Here is an 18,654-nt window from a genome sequence, read left to right as displayed (position 1 = left end):
ATTCTTTCTTCCACATTTTTTATGGATAATATCCAGAAGCTTAGAAAGAATCAATGAATTCTTTGTATAATGTGTAAAAGGAGTTTTTTTATCTAAACAATATTAATTAGTTTTACTGGATAGAATGATGTGACTAAAATTGAATTTTAAAGGATTATGTTTCAAAATATTTGGCAGGGTAGATTAGATGGAGAAGAACTTCTTTTCCACAGGCTATTTCAGAGAGTAAAAGAAGAACAGAATTATGACAATATTTTAACGAATGATTTCGTTTTGCATGGTTTTGCTGTGGACGAAGGAGTCAGGAGGAATAAAGGTCGTCAGGGTGCTAAGGATGCTCCCAACCTGATCCGGAAAAATATGTCTAATTTTCCTGTGACTCTTCCCAATTTCTCAATGCTGGATTTTGGAAACGTTACCTGTGAAGATGGTAATCTGGAGAATACTCAGAATAACCTTGCCAAGAATGTCTCAAAAGTCCTATTGAAAGGCGGGAAATCCCTTGTTTTAGGAGGCGGACATGAAGTAACCTATGCTCATTATTTAGGCATTAAGACAGCCTTTCCGGAGCAAAAAATAGGAATTATCAATATCGATGCCCACTTTGATAACAGGCAGCCGGAAAAAGGAGTAGGACCAAGTTCAGGGACAGGATTCTGGCAAATTGCTCAGGAAGGGCCTATCAATTCCCTTCACATCGGGATTCAGAGAAACTCTAATACTTTAAAACTCTTTGATACAGCGCATCAGTATGGAATGAAGTATATTCTTTCAGACGAATTATTCTTTGAAAACCTTCCATCCGTTTATCAGCGTATTGATGACCTGTTGGAGAATGTAGATTTTGCCTATCTCACCATTTGTATGGATGTTTTTAATGCATCTATCGCTCCGGGGGTTTCAGCTTCAGCTTATAATGGTATCTTTGCAGACGCAACCTTTATGCATTTTTACAGGCATATCTTAAAAAATAAAAAACTGGTTGCACTGGATGTAGCAGAAGTTAATCCGTCGTTCGATATTCAGGACAGAACGGCAAGACTGGCAGCTTGTCTGGTGAATGAATGGCTAATGATTTAATAAGATAAAGCTATATTCTTCCGATAGAGAAAATCATTCTTTTATTGACCCTTAAGGAATAGAATTTGCTGACCTTATCGTGCTTTTAAAATAAAAGCGCTCATAAATTCATTAGCTGAATTTAAAACAGAAATTATATTATGGAACAATTAATTGAAAGCAAGCTTATTAAAGCAGATGAAGTGTTTTCAGTGTGGCGAAAAGTGCCGTTTGAAGAAAAGCAGAAGTTAATCGCAAAAGCCGCAGAAATATTAAAAAATAATTCAGAAAAATTTGGAAGGATCATTACTACTGAGATGAATAAGCCCATTTCAGAATCTATTGCTGAGGTGGAGAAATGTGCTTTAATGATGAATTATTATGCCGATGCTGAAAATATCCTAAAACCTGAAAAAATAGAATCCGAATTTGCATATTCCGAAGTTCATTACGCTCCAAAAGGAGTAATCCTGGGAGTAATGCCTTGGAATTTTCCTTTCTGGCAAGTGTTGAGGTTTGCTGTTCCTGCAATGTTGGCAGGGAATACAGTGGTTTTAAAACATGCTTCAATTTGTTTCGGAAGTGGAAATGCAATAGAAGAAGTGCTTTTGGAAGCAGGTTTTCCCGTAGGTGTGTTCCAGAATCTTGAAGTTGGACACAAAGCCGTAAAAGAAATCCTTGAACATGAGGCTGTAAAAGGGGTAAGTCTTACAGGAAGTGGAAAAGCAGGTGGAGAAGTAGCTTCCATTGCTGGTTTAAATATCAAAAAATCTTTACTTGAGCTAGGAGGAAGTGATGCATTTATCATTTTTGAGGATGGAGATCTTGAAGCAGCTGCAAAAGCAGGCGCGAAATCAAGACTTCAAAATTGCGGACAAACCTGTACTGCAGCTAAAAGATTTATCCTTGATGAAAAGATAGAAGATCAATTTTTACCCCTCTTCATTGAAGAATATAAAAAATACGAAATCGGAGATCCTTTCAATAAAGAAACCAAATTAGCTGGGATGGCAAGACCAGACTTAGCGGATGAGTTGGAAGCTCAATTCAATAGAGCGTTGGAAAATGGTGCCGAAATCATCCTTCCTTTGGAAAGAGTTTCAGAAAATGAATTCAAACCCGGTTTAATCAGAGTTCAGGAAGGTAATCCAATCCTAAAAGAAGAGCTTTTCGGTCCTCTTGGAATGGTGATGATTGCAAAAGATGCTCAAGAAGCATTACAAATCGCTAATGATATTCCTTTCGGACTTTCAAACTCAGTTTGGACTCAGAATAAAGAGCGCCAGTTATTCTTTATCGAAAATCTTGAATCAGGTACAGTTAATATCAACAGAATGACCAGTTCTGACCCGCGCTTCCCTTTCGGTGGCTCCAAGGCTTCAGGATATGGAACAGAACTTTCTTTACTGGCTTTAAAAGAGTTTGTAACAGCAAAGACGATCGTAGGTAACTAAAAACTATATAAATTTGATTTGAGGAATCTCAGAGATTTTTCACTTACCTTATAAAAACAAAAACTCCTGAAAATTAATTTTCAGGAGTTTTTGTATGCTTTGACAAAAAGTAATTTTGCTTATTGCTTATTGCTTATTGCTTATTGCTTATACTGTCGTTAATCTCAAAGTATTGGTCTTACCACCTTCATAAGACGGTGTCGCATTGATATTGATAACGAAATCACCCGTTTCGATATAACCGTAGTTATGTGTTAACATATTTACCTGAATAATCGTCTCATCAGTAGACTTCTTCATATCGTAATAGTAAGCGTGAACACCCCAAAGAAGATTCAGCATAGTAATTACTCTTTTGTTTCCACTGTATACAATAATCTGAGAGTTTGGTCTGTGAGCTGCAAGCTGGAATGCTGTATATCCCGAGTGAGTCAACGTTACAATCGCAGAAACGTTTGTTGTTTTTGCAATTCTTACTGCTGCAAGACATACCCTGTTGGTAATAAATCTCTCATCAATACAGTTATAGTCCTTTTCAATCGGTTCGTTTTTGTGTTGGTAGAAGTGAGTGGTTTCAATGTTTTTCACAATTTTAGCCATGTTTTCTACCACCTGTACCGGATATCTACCTACAGAAGTTTCACCTGAAAGCATTACCGCATCAGCACCGTCCAATACAGAGTTAGCCACATCATTTACTTCCGCTCTGGTTGGTGTTAAGCTGTTAATCATCGTTTCCATCATCTGAGTCGCGATAATTACTGGCTTAGAATAGAATCTTGCTTTCTCTACCAGATTTTTCTGGATAGCAGGAACTTCTTCCATTGGAACTTCAACTCCTAGGTCACCACGGGCAACCATTAGTCCGTCACACTCCAATAAGATTTCTTCAATATTTTTAACCCCTTCAGGCTTTTCAATCTTCGCGATAATCGGAGTTTTGAATTTACCGTTTGGATGTTTTGCAATTAATTCTTTCAGGTCAATGATGTCTTGTGCATGACGTACGAAAGAAAGAGCAATCCAGTCTACTTCCATGTCCATCATGAAATTAGCATCCTGAATATCTTTTTCCGTTAATGCAGGAAGAGATACCTGTGTATTAGGAAGGTTAACACCTTTTTTAGAACTTAGAGGACCTCCTTGGATTGTTTTAGCCTTTACAGTATCTACTTCGTTGGTTTCAATAACCTCCAATACCAGCTTACCATCATCGATAAGGATTCTCTCCCCAACTTTTACGTCCTGTGGAAACTGTTGGTAAGTCATGTATACCTTAGTAGAATCTCCCTCTATCTTTTCATTGGTGAAGGTAAGAATATCACCAGGATTCAGGTAAGAACCTTCTTTTACAACACCTACTCTTAGTTTAGGCCCTTGAAGGTCACCTAAAATACCCACCGAATAACCGTACTCGTTGTTTAGTTCTCTAATTATTTCAATATTCTTTCGAACTAAGTCGTAATCTGCATGGGAAAAATTTATTCTGAAAATATCAACACCTGCCTTCATTAGATCTAACATTACCTCCTTCGATGATGAAGCAGGCCCTAGTGTTGCAATAATTTTTGTCTTCTTTAAATACTTATTCATAATACTGGATAATTTGATAAAGTTCCTCTTCAGAACTCAGTGTATAATCTTGAATCGGAAACACAAGATTTTCAGGGAGCAAAATTACGGAAAAATCAGGAAACTGTTCCGAACTATGCAAAATATATTCTACATCTACCTGATTATTTAATAAAAATTTAATGTTTTCTTCTTCTGTAAAGAGCTCGGTTTGAACTTTTTTTTGTTTACTTTCAGAAGATTTATTGGAAATAAAGGTGAAACAGGTCTTGGAAAACTTGTGATAGGCCTCAAACCTTGGAAAAAGATAATCATAATAATCTCCATGAAAGACCATGTCTTTTTTTCTTGAGAAACTGAGATTATTAAGTTGATTTATTTTATAGAAAAACTCATGAGCAGGTATATCTTTAGCTAATCTTACCAATCCTATGGCAATATCTTCAAATTCTATATCATCAAGATCATAAAGTTTTTGAATTTCCAAGTATATTTTCTTTTTTATTTAAAATATAAAAAGCCCTTTGTGCTGCCTTTTCTTCAGCCTTTTTCTTGGAGGTTTCTGTTGCATTGGCAATCTTTTCATCTCCAAGCCATACATGACAACGGAACATGATTGCTTTATTAGCCTGTATTTCCTCGCAGGTTTCGTACTTTATATTTACCTTCTTCTTCTGGCTCCATTCGAGAAGGAGACCTTTATAGCTGACAATTTTATTCTCAAGTTTGTTAATCTCGGAAGGTGTTAAAAGTTTTTCCAGAATGATTTTTTTACAAGCATCATAGTGGAAATCCAAATAAACAGCACCAATTAAGGCTTCAAATAAATTTCCGGAGATATTTTCACCTAGAGCTGAAGAATTATTCTGCTTTTGCAGAAGATCTGTAAGCTTAAGGTCTTCCCCTAATTTATTAAGATTTTTCCTATTAACAATCTTAGATTTCATTTGGGTCAGATATCCTTCATTAGCCTGAGGATAAGTCTGGAACAAATGACAAGAAATAATTGTACCCAAAACAGAGTCTCCCAAAAATTCAAGCCTTTCGTAATTACTGTCTTGATTTTTAGAAGAATTTTTTAAAGAAAAAGCCTCTCGGTAAAGAGCAATATTTTGTACCTCTGTACCTAAAACTCGTGTAAGCTCGGTACTGAGAAAATAATCTCTTTCCGTTAATTGTCTTTTTCTTTTTTTGAGAAGGAATTTAGAAAAGTATTTCTGTAACTCCATTCATTGAATTTAGATTTTCTTAAATAGAACGCAAGCGTTATGCCCGCCAAATCCAAAAGTATTGCTCATGGCTACTTTTACATCTTTCTTCACAGCTGTATTAAACGTAAAGTTTAGTCGGCTGTCTATCTTTTCATCATCAGTAAAATGGTTGATGGTAGGAGGAACAATACCATGAATAATAGTTCCTAATGCAGCAATAGCTTCAATAACACCGGCAGCTCCTAAAAGATGACCTGTCATTGATTTTGTAGAATTGATCTGAATGTCAAAAGCATGCTCGCCCAATAATTTCGAAATTGCGTTGGATTCTGCGATATCTCCTAATGGAGTAGAGGTACCATGCATATTGATATGATCTACTTCATCAGCAGTTAAACCTGCATCTTCCAAACAGTTTTTCATTACCAGATAAGCGCCAAGGCCTTCAGGATGTGGAGCTGTCATATGATATGCATCTGCACTCATACCGCCTCCTAATAATTCTGCATAAATTGTGGCACCACGTTTTACAGCGTGCTCATATTCTTCAAGAACAATACATCCAGCACCTTCACCTAATACAAATCCATCTCTGTCTTTGTCGAAAGGTCTTGAAGCTGTTGTAGGATCATCATTTCTTGTAGAAAGTGCCATCATTGCATTAAATCCACCAACACCACTTGCTGTTACGGCTGCTTCAGAGCCTCCGCACACAATAACGTCTGCTTTTCCCAATTGGATAAGCATCTTGGAATCAATTAAAGCGTTAGCTGAAGAAGCACATGCAGATACTGTTGTATAATTCGGTCCATGGAAACCATATTCAATTGAGATTTGACCAGGGGTCATATCTGCAATCATTTTAGGAATAAAGAAAGGATTGAATCTAGGAATGTCCGTATTGGCCCATCCTAAAACTTCCGTTTCAAATGTTTCCAGACCTCCGATTCCGGAGCCCCAAATTACACCCACTCTGTTTTTATCTACATTATCTTCAATAATACCAGAATGTTCTACAGCTTCTCTAGCAGCAACAAGTCCCAATTGAGTATTTCGGTCCATCTTTTTAGCTTCTTTCTTATCGAAATGCTGTAATGGATCGAAATTTTTCACCTCACAAGCGAACTTGGTTTTAAAGTTTGTGGCATCAAAAAGAGTAATCGGAGCGGCTCCGCTCTCACCTTTTACAAGATTTTCCCAGTATTCTTTTGCATTATTTCCGATTGGTGTTATTGCTCCAAAACCTGTTACAACTACTCTTTTTAATTCCATAAACTTTGTTTAATTTCTTTTTTGTTGAAGAATATTATTTATTTACTACTTCTTCGATGTAAGCGATAGCGTGCCCTACAGTAGTAATTTTTTCAGCTTGATCATCAGGGATTTGAATGTTGAATTCTTTTTCAAATTCCATGATTAACTCAACTGTATCTAGTGAATCTGCTCCTAAATCGTTAGTGAAGCTAGCTTCAGGAGTTACTTCTGTTTCTTCAACGTCAAGCTTATCAGCGATGATAGCTTTTACTCTTGATGCAATGTCTGACATAGTAAATTATTTTTTTTAATTGTTAGATGGTGCAAATATATAAAATTCTTGACGATAAAACATTTTTTTACTCTTTTTTGTGGAGAGATGGCTTTCATTTTAGATCCTAAAAGTTTAGTGTTTTAGTTTTCAGCTATTTAGATTTAATTGTATATAAGCTGTTTATGTTTAATTACAGGTAAGTTGCTCTCTTTCTCAGATCAGTTGTTTTAAATAGAGAATAGTTTTTGCCAATATTGGAAAGATATTAGATAAAAACAAGCCTCTTTTTTCCTATATTCCTGTTACTTTACGTTTTTCTTGCAGTTCGTTTCTTATAAAGTTGTATCTATAGTGATTTTAAGGGAAATGGAACTTAATGACAGAGAGTATAGAAAAGTATTTCGGAGTGGGGATATTTATCTTGTCTGAAAAAATCAACTCTTAAAATTCTTGAAAAGCCAGACAAGGAGATCATCTTTAAATCTGTATCCATAAGGTTTTATGATTAGATCTTACAACAGATGAAAGCTAATGAATGTTTTGTAATAGAAGTGAAATTAAGCCCCTTGTTTTTAGAGAGTTGTCAAATGCTGCCCATTTGATTTATTTTCCAAAAGATCCTTATATTATAATAAGGATCTTTTGGAAAATAAATCACCTGACCTGGCTCTGTTGAAACAGAGAGAAGCGGTATTACTTTTATTTGGATATGATTACTCATTAAAAAATATTGTGTATGATATTTCTGAGCCTTATAAGATTAATCTTGATGAGTTCATGATGAAAAATTATCATTTTAATGTGAAACCTGAGCAGTTTGCTTATCTTAATTAGGAAGAAGTCTTGCCACTTTTAAAAGAGATTTTAAAAAAAATGGAACGACACCCGGAAAATGGCTTCTTCAAAAAAGATTACAGGAAGCACAATATCTCTTGGAAAAAGGGAAAAAGCTTTTGAAATTTATCTCGACCTTGGATTTGAAGATCTCCCTCATTTTTCAGTTACCTTTAAAAAACAGTTTGGTTGTCACCTACTAAATGGTCAGTATAATATCTATTTTATTATTAATCAATTTGTTATTGTTTTTACTATTGTAGATAGTATGCCATTAGAAATATGCAAATTAAGCAGAAGTTCAAGGAGTGCTGTTTGTAGGTAAAACTACCTTACCAGTCCGGATAGAGGTTTTTGCGCCTCACAAAATAATACTTATTACGGTTATAAATTACATGAAGTGTGTACCATAGATTGGATTTTCACTGATTTTGACTTAACACAGGCCTCCGCGCATGGCCTTCATTATTTAAAAGATATAAAGCAGCTGTATCAAAATTGTACAATATTAAGGGAGAAAGGCTATCTAAGCATTGATCATCAAAGAGACTTATTTACTTATAACCAGATTAATATTGAAGTACCTATGCGAAAAAATCAATATGGATATCAGCCACATCCTTATGCTTTTAGATAATCAAGAAAGTGTATCGAGACCTTATTCTCTCAATTATGTGATCAATTTATAATTAGAAGAAACTAGGCTAAATCATTCGATGGATTCAAAAACAGAGTATTATCTAAGATAATGGCCCTGACTGTTATACAATGAATTAATAAGCTAAACAATATAAACATTAACAATTTAAAAACTGGAATTGCTTAAATGCACCACGGATTTAATTAACACTGCTTGAGTGTTATGCTGTGTATGTACTACATAAATACAACATGTCTGTAAGAATTATACCAAATCACCTTGAAAGACAAATGGCAATCATTGTCCACAGAGATTAATTTATCATATCAATTTTATTAAGGTAGAAGTCTCTGTTTTTGTCATTATAAATGATATTATATGTTTTTTTTAATAAGAAAAACCAATTTTAGTGATATAATTTGAATTCTGATCTAATTTTAAATTATTAATATTAACATATTGTTTTTCAGTTGATTGTGTTGTTGATGTAGATTTGAGATAGTGTGTTTTTTGCATGTTATTTGAATTTACAATTTACTTTGCATCAAGAAAATAATTTAGATAATCAGCTTATATTATCGTAACCCAATGTGATTATTTATAGGAAAAAATAATCTTTTTCCAACACAAATAATGTTATACAACATATATCAAATTATAAGTCAATTAACTAATTGAAAAACAATAATTTAAACAACAATTTAGATGAAAAAAAAGATTTTATTAACCACAACAATTGTTATTTCTTCCATTGCATATGCTCAGGTAGGAATTAATACAACAACACCTAAAGCAACACTAGATGTGATAGCAGCACCTTCAGATCTTACAAAAACAGACGGATTTATAGCACCCCGATTAACCGGAGCTGAACTGAAGGCGAAAGATACGAATTATGATATCCCGCAAACCGGAACTATTGTTTACGTTACGCAAGCATTATTGCCTGTAGATACGACAACAAAGACTGCAAATGTGACTAATATAGGGTACTATTATTTTGATGGTGTTATATGGCAGACTTTAAAAGGTTCAACAGCGGGAGAACCCTGGAGAGTATCAGGAACTACCAATGAAGCCATTAGTAATGCTCAAAACATTTATCAGACTGGAAAAGTAGCTATTGGCACAAATCCAGGAGCAACACCTAATAGTAATCTTAATGTTTTTGAAAATAATAGTTCAGGAGGAACTGGTTCTTCTTTTGGTATTCAAAATCAAATGGTTTCAAATAAACAAGGAGCGAAATCTGGAATTGATACGGAAGTACATGATATTGCAGTAAATGGTGGAGGTACTCTATATGGTATTTCAAACTTAACTCGCAGCTCAGCAATTGTAGGTGATTTGTCGATTAGTGATATGAGGGCGGTCAGTAGTGTTGCCTCACCTTCTGCTGGTAGCGGAAAAACGGCTAATATTAGCTGGCTATATGGGTATAAGAATGATATAAGATTGAGCGGAACTGGAACATTCAATATTCCTCAGGTACGGGGACTTATTACTCAATTTTCACCCAACATTACCGGAACTTTTAATTCAACTTCATCAATAGAGGTTATAGGATCTTATACTGACTTTATAGGATCTGGAACCTATAATATTTCAAGATTAGCTGGATTGGCAATTACTACGGGTAATAATAACGGGACAAAAAATATTCAGAATTCCTTTGGGGTTTTCATCGGTCGTTATCGGTTTACTGGGGATACTGCAGCAAATGCCTATAATCTGTATTCTCAGGGAGCAGATACCAAAAATTATTTTGAAGGAAGAGTTGGTATTGGGATTAGTGCCCCATCTGCACCACTTCACGTTGTAAAACAAGCTTCAGATCTTACTCCGGCATTAATTGAAGGTTGTAATGACTTTGCAGATAATGCGGCCGCGATTTCTGCAGGCTTACCAATTGGTGCATTATATAGAACTGGAGATTTTGTAAAAGTAGTGCACTAATTCTGTGTTATCTCCTAACTACTTAAAATATATATTGATTAATATTGGTTGTGTTTTTCATAATAATGTCTTTAATAACAGTCATCTTGGTGGCTGTTATTAAAAGATATTGAACTCAGATGTGATGGTTAAAGTAAATAATAAAAAGAAAGTTGACTATTGGATGTACTTCTATGTTTTTAGTATTATAGTAGTGTTGTCAATATTTGTTATCGTGTATTTACTTCGTATGAGTTTCCTATACTTATATAGTATTCAATCTATTGCTATTCTATTAATTCTTTTTCTCTTATTTCTCTTGCTTAATATCAGATATATTGAATTTGAGAACTCCGGAGCTGTATTAAGCATAAAAGAATATCATCCGATAAGTATAACAATGCTGCCAAAACTTTACAGACAAGTGGAAATCCCATTAACTGAGATTTATTCCACGGAAATCCAAAAAAAATCACAGAAATTATTACTTTCTATTAAAAGTAATACTACCGGAAAAATTATAACCAAGGTTTTTATACTGCAATATTTAGGTGATGATAATTTACAGAAGATCAATGACTCTCTAAAATACTCATCCTTGTAATTTTTTAAAAGAAAAATATGGAAAGCTTTAGGAATATACATATAGGAAACTGTATAAACAGACGCATAAAAGAAACAGAAACAGATATTTCAAGAATATGCAATTTTTTTAAACTACCAGAAACAGTTATTCAAGAAATGCTTGTTCAAGAATCTATAGATTCGGAATTCCTTCTTAAGTGGAGTAAGGTATTGGATTACGATTTTTTTCGTTTATACTCTCAGCATTTGATTTTATATTCCCCTCCAACTTCTTCAAAATATCAAGTGAAAATAAAAAACAAAAAATATACTTCACTTCAGTTTAAAAAAAGTTTATATACTCGGGAGATTATTGATTTTATTCTGGAGCAGTTGACATTAAAAGAGAAAACAGAGCAACAAATCATCAGTGATTATAAAATCCCCAAAAGCACACTGCATAGATGGAAAATCAAATATAAAAAATAATATGAGGCCTGATTACAAACGTATTTACAACGATATAATAATAAAGAAGTATCCGCAGAAAAAAGAAGAGTGCCAATTCATATTGCAAAAAGAAGAGCTGTCTCTAATGGATGTTATAAAGCTAAATCAAAAAATATTTTGTAAAAAAGAAAACAATATTGGCAATCAAAAACATCGCTCTTATGACAAATCTTTTATTATAGAAGTCCTAAGTTATCAGAAAAAAGTCAGAATTACTAATAAAGAACTATCTGCTCATTTTAAAATCAGTAGAAATACGATTACGAAATGGAGAAAAATATTTCAGGTATAATTTTTTTTAATAGCTTTAGAATTTATTTGTTAATATGGTAAATAGGAGATGGTGTAGGTGAATAATGGTGTTTCTTTTCAAACTATTATAATAAGACTAAACTACTATGCTATTAAAAAAAATACAGCTTTTATTTTTAACGGTTTTTGTTTTCGTAAGCTTTTTAGGACAAAAATATACTCTCAAACAAATAGATAGCCTGGGACAGAACGCGGCTTATAATATTGCAGATAAAAGGATAGCTTTACAACAGCTTTTTAAATATGATGCTCTTGTCAATAAAAAAGGTAGCGAAAAAAATAAAATTCGTATTATGTTTTATATTGCAATTGTTTATAGTGAGCTTGGAGAATTTGAAAAGTTAATAGAGTATTCATTAAAAATGGAAGATTGTGCTCATAAACTCAATGATCCTTTTAATGAGATATTTGCTATTCGTATGAGAGCAATATCTTATTCATCTCTGGGAGTTTTTAATAAAGCTGAAAGTCTTTTTAAACAAGCACAAGAAAAAACTTCAATATTAAAAGGTGATAAATTATTTGCAGAAAGAGGATTATTGTTTGGTGATTTAGCTTATCTCAAAAGGGAAATGAGAGCTCCTAATGATACTATATTAGCATATCGCAGAAAAAGTTTGAATTGCTATGAAAAAATTCAAAACAAAGAAAAAAGAGAGGTTTCATTAACTTCAGCATATTCTAATGTTGGATTTGATTTTTCAGAAGCAAATCAACCTGATTCGGCTCTTTATTATTGTCACAAAGCACTAAAGCTTTCCATTTCAAGAAAAGATACTGTAAGGCAGGGCTCTATTTCTGGGAATATAGGACGTGTTTATTATGAAAACAATAATCAAGATAGTGCACTCTTTTATCTAAAAAAAGCTTTGCCTCTAATGGAGCAAAATAAATCTTATTTATTAAAAAATGTTTATGATGACCTTGCTCTTGTTTACGAAAAACAAAAAGATTATAAAAATTCTTTGTACTACAGGAATAAATATAAAAAACTTGATGATAGTCTACGTAATACCGAAAAGAAAGCTGTCAATAAAGAATCCATACAGGCTAATGAAAAAAACAAACAGCAAGCCAATCGATTTTATTTTATTTTAGGAGGTGTTTTAGTAATATTATTAATCATTATATATTTTGCTACAAGGTATTTTATAGGGTATCAGAAGGAAAGAAAAGAAAAAAAACAAAAAGAAGCAGTAATTTCCGATCTGGAAGATAAAGTAAATGATGCTTTTGAAGAGGTAATTCAGTTGGCGAAGTCAGATGATCCTGCTTTTCTTCCCAGATTTAAAGAAGTTTACCCTGATTTTTACAAAAAATTATCGGAAACATATCCTTTTCTTACTTCTGGACAACTTAAATTTTGTGCATTACTTCGTCTGAACTTCTCCACTAAAGAAATTGCTCATTATAACCATTTGACGATTCGGGGAATTGAAATCAAAAAAAACAGATTGAGAAAACAGTTAGATATTTCATCTTTTGAAGATCTTAATAACTGGATGATGAAATTCTAAGCAATAAAATAACAAAAAAAAGAACTTCTAAGACGAAGTTCTTTTTTTATTATGAGTGGAGTTGGAGGGATTCGAACCCTCGTCCAAACAAGCAATACATAAGCTTTCTACATGCCCGAAGATAAAACAGACCCATTGTTTTATGCTTATCTTTTAGAGTTCGGATACAATTTTGGGAACAATTTTGAATCGAAAATTTATGGCATCAGTTAGTTTTTTTAATAGGGGTAAAGTTGAAAACAAGTACAGTACAATTTGGGTACGATTAAGAGATAAGGAGATAGATGTAAAAGTGCCTATCTCACACTTAAAGTGTAAACCAAAAGATTGGAAAAATGGTAAATGTGTGATAAGTTCACGAAATACAGATATTGATTTAGGTGAATTGAATATAGAACTTATTAGACTTGAGACAAAAATAATTTCAGATTATACAAGTTTTAAACCTGAAATAGATGTAAAAGGTTGGCTTGAAGCTACTGTCTGCCCCCAAAAGGTTGTTTCAGAAAAAGATGAACCACAATCTGACAATGTACTTTTATTTATAGATGATTACATTAGCTTGAAGAAAGCTATTGTAAGTGAATCAACTATTAAGAAAGCAAATGTTGTTAAGCAATTGATAAAACGCTATTGCGATGACGTAAGAGCAAGAAAGAAGACATTTAAACATTTGAAGTTTTCTGATTTAGACAATTCCTTTAGAATTGATTTTGAGAAGTATTGTTTGCGAGAGAACTATAAAACATCAACTACTTACCGAAATCTCAAATTTCTGAAGATGATTTGTAGGGTTGCTGAGTCTCTTGATTTAGAAGTTCATAAGCATGCTTTTTTGTGGACTTTTGATATTGAAAAAGCTTCTAGGAATGTCCCTAAATCTATTTACTTGACTTTTGATGAATTGGATAAAATTGAACGAACAATAATGCCTAATGAGCACCTAGACAATGCAAAAGATTGGCTTCTTATAGCTTGCTATACAGGACAGAGAGTTAGTGATTATTTAAGGTTTAATTCCAGTATGATTATACACGATGATGAAAATCAAGCATACATTGAGTTTAATCAAATTAAAACGGGAACTAAAATGCAAATTCCAGTACTGCAAAAAGTTCAAAATATTCTACTGAAAAGAGAAGGAGAATTTCCACGTAAAATATCTGATGTAAATCTTAATCTATACATTAAAGATGTTTGTGAACTAGCTGGTATAGATGAGGTCTTATATAACGGAAAGGTTATGACAATTGAAAGGGAAGACAAAAGTAAGATAACACGAAAGGTATTTGGAAACTATCCAAAATTTCAGCTTGTAACTTCTCACATTGGGCGTAAAAGCTTTGCTACAAATTTCTACGAGAAAATTCCAATAACCTACTTATTAAACTTTACTGGGCATAAGACGGAAAGGCAATTGCTAGCTTATATAAGTAAAACTGATGTTGAAAAAGCAAAGTCAACAGCAAAAATTTTTAAAAGTTTAGGTTTCTAAATCAATCGTAGTTTTACTACACTTTTTGAATTTTTTCAATATTTGTATATGTGGTATTATTCATTTATCTATATTTGGTGATATAAACACAAATACCACAGTATTAATGAGAAAGAATATTTCCAATTCTGAAAAGATTTCAGAGAACCATATAGCAGGCATTAACCGTGTGGTTAAACTTGATATTGTGGTTGAAGGGAAATCTATCAGTCATTTTAAACACTTCCGTTTACAGCAAAGTGCCAGAACACATCACTATTTTGAACTGACTTTAGCTCATGATTCATTAGGTGAGGTACAGAACCATAATCTTGAAGAAGCTCAACAATTTTTAGGAAAACGAATTACGGTAACTTTCAAATATAAAGACTACGAAGATGAAACTCCTGAAAGAACATTTGTAGGAGTGATTACAAAAGTTGCATTTAGCCAGGAGCAAATGAGCCTTGGTAATATTGTACTTAAAGGATACAGCCCCACAATTCTGATGGATTCAGCTCCTCACACTCAGAGTTTTGGAGGGAGTCAATCTGTAAATACTTCCATCATAGCTGACAGAATAATCAAGGAAGCATTAGGAACGAGTAAATTTGACTTTAGAATTGAAACCCAGAATAAAGGTTACATCAATTACAGTGCACAGTATTGCGAAACACATTACAATTACCTGACAAGATTGGCAGAAGCTTACGGTGAACAGTTTTACTATGATGGGTACATACTACATTTTGGAAAACTCCCTCCATCTGAAAAGCCTATACAGCTTATCTATGGAAGCAATGTTACAGATGTACAGGTAGAATTAAAAGCAGTACATACAAAACCTGAATACTTTGGCTATAATAGTAGTAGTCATGCTAAAATGCTGGGCTCTAATGATAACATTAAACACTTAGGGAATTTATCAGCCAAAGCCTATGAGCTAAATGACAATATTTTTAAAACAAGGTCTCTTACTCCTACCCCTGTCAATGCAAATATGTTTTTAGATGTGGATGATTCCCAAAAAAGCGCAAGAGGAAGTAAAGCTGTAGAAGTCTTTACCATATCTGGAAGTACAACTGTTCCTTTTTTATATATAGGCTGTGTAGCAGACATAGACATGAGAAATCAGGACGGCAATGAGACCTCTCACTTCACTACATTGATGATGACAGAAGTAAGCCACGAGATTGATGCAAGAGGCTATTATACTGGAAGTTTTGAAGCTATAGCTGAGGGAACAGGCTTTATGCCTAAACCAGTGTTTATAATGCCTAAAGCAGAGCCACAGGTGGCAACTGTAATTTCTAATATAGACCCTTTGAATCAAGGCAGAATACAAGTGCAGTTTGACTGGCAGTTAAATGATACAACCCATTTTATCAGAATGATGAGTCCAGATGCTGGTGGCACCGATGCAGTAAGTCAGAATAGAGGCTTTGTGGCCGTTCCAGAAATAGGAGACCAAGTAATGGTCAATTTTGAATACCATAACCCAGATTTTCCCTTTGCAATGGGTGGAATGTTCCACGGTGGTGTAGGCTTGGGAGGTGGTATGGATAACCGTGTAAAATCCCTACAGACCAGAAGTGGGCACAGATTAGTGTTTACAGAGGATGAAAGTATCTTATTGACTGATAAAAGTGGTAACGAATTGAGATTTGATACAAAGGGAAGCAATATCAACATTACTGCTCCTGAAACCATAACCATAAAATCAAAGAACCTGAAGTTTGATATTGAGGAGAATATTGAAACCAAAGCAGGAAAGAATATGGATACCAATGTCGGGCAAAATATCAAGATTATTGCAAAACAAGAGATAAGCCAAGACAGTGGTAAGAAAACTATTATCAATGCTGGAACTAATACTGAAATATCAGCAAAAGCCCACCTAGACCTATATGGTAAAGAAAAATTCATTGGATATACAGATGGACAGACAGAATTTGGAGCAAAGGACAGAATGCATGTGTATGGGGCTAACTCATTATTGACTGCTAAAGATAAGATTGAGTATAAAGCCCCTCAAATGAACAAGCTTCCTCAAAATGGGGAGTTTGATTATACTAAAGAGAAACAAATTGTAAGTGCTCAATGGATGGATGCAGATATGAATAAAGAAATTACAATGGCATCTTATGATGAAGAAATAAGTTTATTGGTTTATACCAGAAACTATGAAGAAGGAGAATCAATTACACTAACTGTATATGAAGTTGATGATAAAGACATAAATAACGGGGAAAAAGAAATAACTCTTAAGGGTAATGTTAAAAAAGATGGCTTTGCAGAGCTAAAGAGAAGTGTAAAAGTAGAAAAACAACAAGCTTAATTCTAAAGTAATGGGAGATACTAAAATATTGGCTATACGTGAATTGAAAGATACTAAACCTGTTAAGATTGTCCAGAGAGAAATCTATTTAACCTTTGATGATGGAATACAGGCAGGAACAGAAGAGGTCTTACAATTACTAAAGGAAAAAGGAATCAAAGGAACATTTTTCTTAACAGGGATACATTTATATTACTTTATTGAGAAGAGTAAGGATAGAAAAAAAGCTTTAGATATATTAAAAGATATATATGAGAATCATGTTATAGGTAACCATAGCTATTCACATGTAAATGATTTTTATAAAAATGCCTATAAGGAAGGGATTAAATATAAAGGAGATGGAAGTAAGCCAGAAGATAAAAGAAGTGTGTTTACTGATTTTACAAAATGTAAAGAGCAAATTTTGTATTACTTAGATGAAATTTATGGAAAAGGAGTTATAAAGAATAGGAACGTTCCTTTATCTAAAAACCAGACAATCCCTCTGGCCAGATTTCCAGGTAGAAATACTTGGCACACTAAAGAATTTGTAGATATTGATTCCGATAATAGTAAGGATACAAAAGATGAGGCTAAAGAATTATTTGAAAAAAGAGGCTATCAAGTGTATGGCTGGGACTGTGAATGGAATATAAAGAGTTGGGATTTTAAAAATGCTTCTGTTGCAAAGGTTCAGGAAAAAGTTAATAATAAAACTATGGATTTTGGAAACGATGATGATATTCACCCCTACTATGATATGTACTCGAAACAATATATTGGATTTGATAGGGTTTCAGAATCTTGGGAGACTGTTCGTGATGAACTATTAGATATGTCCTATTATGGGGGATTATGGGATGCTGTTGGAAAGAAAAATGGGAAAGTTATTTTGTTAATGCACGAAAGAGCATTCAGAAATGGAAAATTAGTTAATGGAGTTGTAGATTTGAAAAACAAAGATGAAGTAAACAAATTGGGGCAACTCATTGATTATTTTCAAAAACGAAAAGCAGATTTTAAAACATTAGATAAATACTAACTATGAAAAAGATATTTTTAAGAATATTATTACTTCTTTGTACTGTTTTATTTTTTGTAGGATTGTATTTTTATCCGTTTGAAACTAATAAACAGTGTGGGGAGCTCTCATTATGCTGGGTTAAATTTGGTGTATATGAGTATGATTATGACTCAGAGGTAGGTAAGGCTTATTTTGGTAAAGATATCCAGTTTTATAGAAAGGTTGGAGGTTTCTGGGAGTATGTGGGATTGAAAGAAATAGATTGTCATAAAAAACAATAAAATCATGTCTCAATATATAACAGATACCACCCAGCTAAAATGTGATAAAGGAGCTTCACCAACTCCACTCACGGTAACAAGTCAGTCTTTTATGAAGATTGAAGGAAAACTACAGGCGACAGAAGAAGATAAACAACCTAATGCTAACATAAAACCTTTTGGAATGTGTAGTGTTTTAAGGTCTTCCTGCTCACCTTCACCCATTAAGTGGGAGAATACTTCTGAATTTGAAATTGAAGACAAAAAAGAGCTCTTAGATAGCTCTACATGCCAGTGCTCTGTCGGAGGTAAAATATCAGTTGTAAAGTCAGCTCAGAGTTTTGTTGAGGAGTAAAAAAACAGTCTGGTTTTTTAGCTGAAAAAAATCTTCCATTTGTAATGGGAAGTACAATGAATATCAGTGACTTAAATAAAAAACA

The 18,654-nt window shown here is 33.5% G+C and carries 17 protein-coding genes; 12 read left to right on the top strand and 5 right to left on the bottom strand.

Going from position 1 to position 18,654, the window contains the following annotated elements; genetic code table 11:
• Positions 1-156: 156 nt before the first annotated feature.
• Positions 157-1,080 (top strand): formimidoylglutamase, encoded by a 924-nt coding sequence (hutG, locus tag J2772_RS10465; RefSeq protein ID WP_209916362.1) that lies wholly within the window; start codon positions 157-159, stop codon positions 1,078-1,080.
• A gap of 140 nt (positions 1,081-1,220) precedes the next feature.
• Positions 1,221-2,513 (top strand): aldehyde dehydrogenase family protein, encoded by a 1,293-nt coding sequence (locus J2772_RS10460; protein ID WP_209916360.1) that lies wholly within the window; start codon positions 1,221-1,223, stop codon positions 2,511-2,513.
• Between the two features lie 147 nt (positions 2,514-2,660).
• On the opposite strand, the gene pyk is transcribed toward J2772_RS10460, so the two are convergent.
• Genes pyk through J2772_RS10435 form a run of 5 tightly spaced genes read right to left on the bottom strand, consistent with a single transcriptional unit; the run spans position 2,661 to position 6,842 of the window.
• The gene (gene pyk, locus J2772_RS10455) at positions 2,661-4,106 is read right to left on the bottom strand and encodes a pyruvate kinase (RefSeq protein ID WP_209916358.1); all 1,446 of its coding nucleotides are present in this window, start codon (positions 4,104-4,106) and stop codon (positions 2,661-2,663) included.
• Complete coding sequence (locus J2772_RS10450) at positions 4,099-4,572, bottom strand: IPExxxVDY family protein (RefSeq protein WP_209916357.1); 474 nt, start codon at positions 4,570-4,572, stop codon at positions 4,099-4,101. The genes pyk and J2772_RS10450 overlap by 8 nt, the downstream gene beginning before the upstream one ends.
• Entirely contained in the window at positions 4,550-5,314 is a 765-nt protein-coding gene (gene rnc, locus J2772_RS10445) for a ribonuclease III (protein ID WP_209916354.1), read from the bottom strand. Before rnc ends, J2772_RS10450 begins: the two co-directional genes overlap by 23 nt.
• Before the next feature lie 9 nt (positions 5,315-5,323).
• Positions 5,324-6,568: a beta-ketoacyl-ACP synthase II gene (fabF, locus tag J2772_RS10440; protein ID WP_209916352.1), complete on the bottom strand. Its 1,245-nt coding sequence runs from the start codon at positions 6,566-6,568 to the stop codon at positions 5,324-5,326.
• A 34-nt stretch (positions 6,569-6,602) separates the two neighbouring features.
• A complete protein-coding gene (locus J2772_RS10435; protein ID WP_002976354.1) occupies positions 6,603-6,842 on the bottom strand; it encodes an acyl carrier protein in 240 nt (79 codons plus the stop codon).
• A 624-nt stretch (positions 6,843-7,466) separates the two neighbouring features.
• On the opposite strand from J2772_RS10435, the gene J2772_RS10430 reads away from it, so the two are divergent.
• From J2772_RS10430 to J2772_RS10380, 10 genes are all read left to right on the top strand, one after another.
• Positions 7,467-7,658 carry a hypothetical protein gene (locus J2772_RS10430; protein WP_209916350.1) on the top strand — a complete coding sequence of 64 codons (192 nt, stop codon included), beginning with the start codon at positions 7,467-7,469 and terminating at the stop codon, positions 7,656-7,658.
• A 1,345-nt stretch (positions 7,659-9,003) separates the two neighbouring features.
• Positions 9,004-10,254, top strand: coding sequence for a hypothetical protein (locus tag J2772_RS10420; RefSeq protein WP_209916348.1), 1,251 nt, complete (start codon positions 9,004-9,006; stop codon positions 10,252-10,254).
• Between the two features lie 600 nt (positions 10,255-10,854).
• Positions 10,855-11,286 (top strand): transposase, encoded by a 432-nt coding sequence (locus tag J2772_RS10415; protein WP_209916346.1) that lies wholly within the window; start codon positions 10,855-10,857, stop codon positions 11,284-11,286.
• A gap of 1 nt (position 11,287) precedes the next feature.
• The gene (locus tag J2772_RS10410; RefSeq protein ID WP_209916344.1) at positions 11,288-11,599 is read left to right on the top strand and encodes a helix-turn-helix domain-containing protein; all 312 of its coding nucleotides are present in this window, start codon (positions 11,288-11,290) and stop codon (positions 11,597-11,599) included.
• A 106-nt stretch (positions 11,600-11,705) separates the two neighbouring features.
• Positions 11,706-13,136 (top strand): tetratricopeptide repeat protein, encoded by a 1,431-nt coding sequence (locus tag J2772_RS10405; protein WP_209916342.1) that lies wholly within the window; start codon positions 11,706-11,708, stop codon positions 13,134-13,136.
• Between the two features lie 199 nt (positions 13,137-13,335).
• A complete protein-coding gene (locus J2772_RS10400) occupies positions 13,336-14,631 on the top strand; it encodes a phage integrase SAM-like domain-containing protein (protein WP_209916341.1) in 1,296 nt (431 codons plus the stop codon).
• Positions 14,632-14,737: 106 nt separating this feature from the next.
• Complete coding sequence (locus tag J2772_RS10395; protein WP_209916339.1) at positions 14,738-16,948, top strand: type VI secretion system Vgr family protein; 2,211 nt, start codon at positions 14,738-14,740, stop codon at positions 16,946-16,948.
• A 10-nt stretch (positions 16,949-16,958) separates the two neighbouring features.
• Positions 16,959-17,972: a polysaccharide deacetylase family protein gene (locus tag J2772_RS10390; RefSeq protein WP_209916337.1), complete on the top strand. Its 1,014-nt coding sequence runs from the start codon at positions 16,959-16,961 to the stop codon at positions 17,970-17,972.
• A gap of 2 nt (positions 17,973-17,974) precedes the next feature.
• A complete protein-coding gene (locus J2772_RS10385; protein WP_209916335.1) occupies positions 17,975-18,235 on the top strand; it encodes a hypothetical protein in 261 nt (86 codons plus the stop codon).
• A gap of 4 nt (positions 18,236-18,239) precedes the next feature.
• A complete protein-coding gene (locus tag J2772_RS10380) occupies positions 18,240-18,569 on the top strand; it encodes a DUF4280 domain-containing protein (protein ID WP_209916334.1) in 330 nt (109 codons plus the stop codon).
• Positions 18,570-18,654: the final 85 nt, after the last annotated feature.

Origin of the sequence: Chryseobacterium jejuense, from assembly GCF_017877355.1 — a bacterium.
Classification (GTDB): Bacteria; Bacteroidota; Bacteroidia; order Flavobacteriales; family Weeksellaceae; genus Chryseobacterium; species Chryseobacterium jejuense_A.
Note: the sequence above shows the minus strand (reverse complement) of the source record. Positions and strands in the feature narration are given on the sequence as shown.

What these genes read in the sequence shown, in the direction of transcription:
- hutG (WP_209916362.1), top strand. Translation starts at nt 157, where the DNA reads ATGTTTCAAAATATTTGGCAGGGTAGATTAGATGGAGAAGAACTTCTT.
- J2772_RS10460 (WP_209916360.1), top strand. Translation starts at nt 1,221, where the DNA reads ATGGAACAATTAATTGAAAGCAAGCTTATTAAAGCAGATGAAGTGTTT.
- pyk (WP_209916358.1), bottom strand. Translation starts at nt 4,106, where the DNA reads ATGAATAAGTATTTAAAGAAGACAAAAATTATTGCAACACTAGGGCCT.
- rnc (WP_209916354.1), bottom strand. Translation starts at nt 5,314, where the DNA reads ATGGAGTTACAGAAATACTTTTCTAAATTCCTTCTCAAAAAAAGAAAA.
- fabF (WP_209916352.1), bottom strand. Translation starts at nt 6,568, where the DNA reads ATGGAATTAAAAAGAGTAGTTGTAACAGGTTTTGGAGCAATAACACCA.
- J2772_RS10435 (WP_002976354.1), bottom strand. Translation starts at nt 6,842, where the DNA reads ATGTCAGACATTGCATCAAGAGTAAAAGCTATCATCGCTGATAAGCTT.
- J2772_RS10420 (WP_209916348.1), top strand. Translation starts at nt 9,004, where the DNA reads ATGAAAAAAAAGATTTTATTAACCACAACAATTGTTATTTCTTCCATT.
- J2772_RS10415 (WP_209916346.1), top strand. Translation starts at nt 10,855, where the DNA reads ATGGAAAGCTTTAGGAATATACATATAGGAAACTGTATAAACAGACGC.
- J2772_RS10410 (WP_209916344.1), top strand. Translation starts at nt 11,288, where the DNA reads ATGAGGCCTGATTACAAACGTATTTACAACGATATAATAATAAAGAAG.
- J2772_RS10405 (WP_209916342.1), top strand. Translation starts at nt 11,706, where the DNA reads ATGCTATTAAAAAAAATACAGCTTTTATTTTTAACGGTTTTTGTTTTC.
- J2772_RS10400 (WP_209916341.1), top strand. Translation starts at nt 13,336, where the DNA reads ATGGCATCAGTTAGTTTTTTTAATAGGGGTAAAGTTGAAAACAAGTAC.
- J2772_RS10395 (WP_209916339.1), top strand. Translation starts at nt 14,738, where the DNA reads ATGAGAAAGAATATTTCCAATTCTGAAAAGATTTCAGAGAACCATATA.
- J2772_RS10390 (WP_209916337.1), top strand. Translation starts at nt 16,959, where the DNA reads ATGGGAGATACTAAAATATTGGCTATACGTGAATTGAAAGATACTAAA.
- J2772_RS10385 (WP_209916335.1), top strand. Translation starts at nt 17,975, where the DNA reads ATGAAAAAGATATTTTTAAGAATATTATTACTTCTTTGTACTGTTTTA.
- J2772_RS10380 (WP_209916334.1), top strand. Translation starts at nt 18,240, where the DNA reads ATGTCTCAATATATAACAGATACCACCCAGCTAAAATGTGATAAAGGA.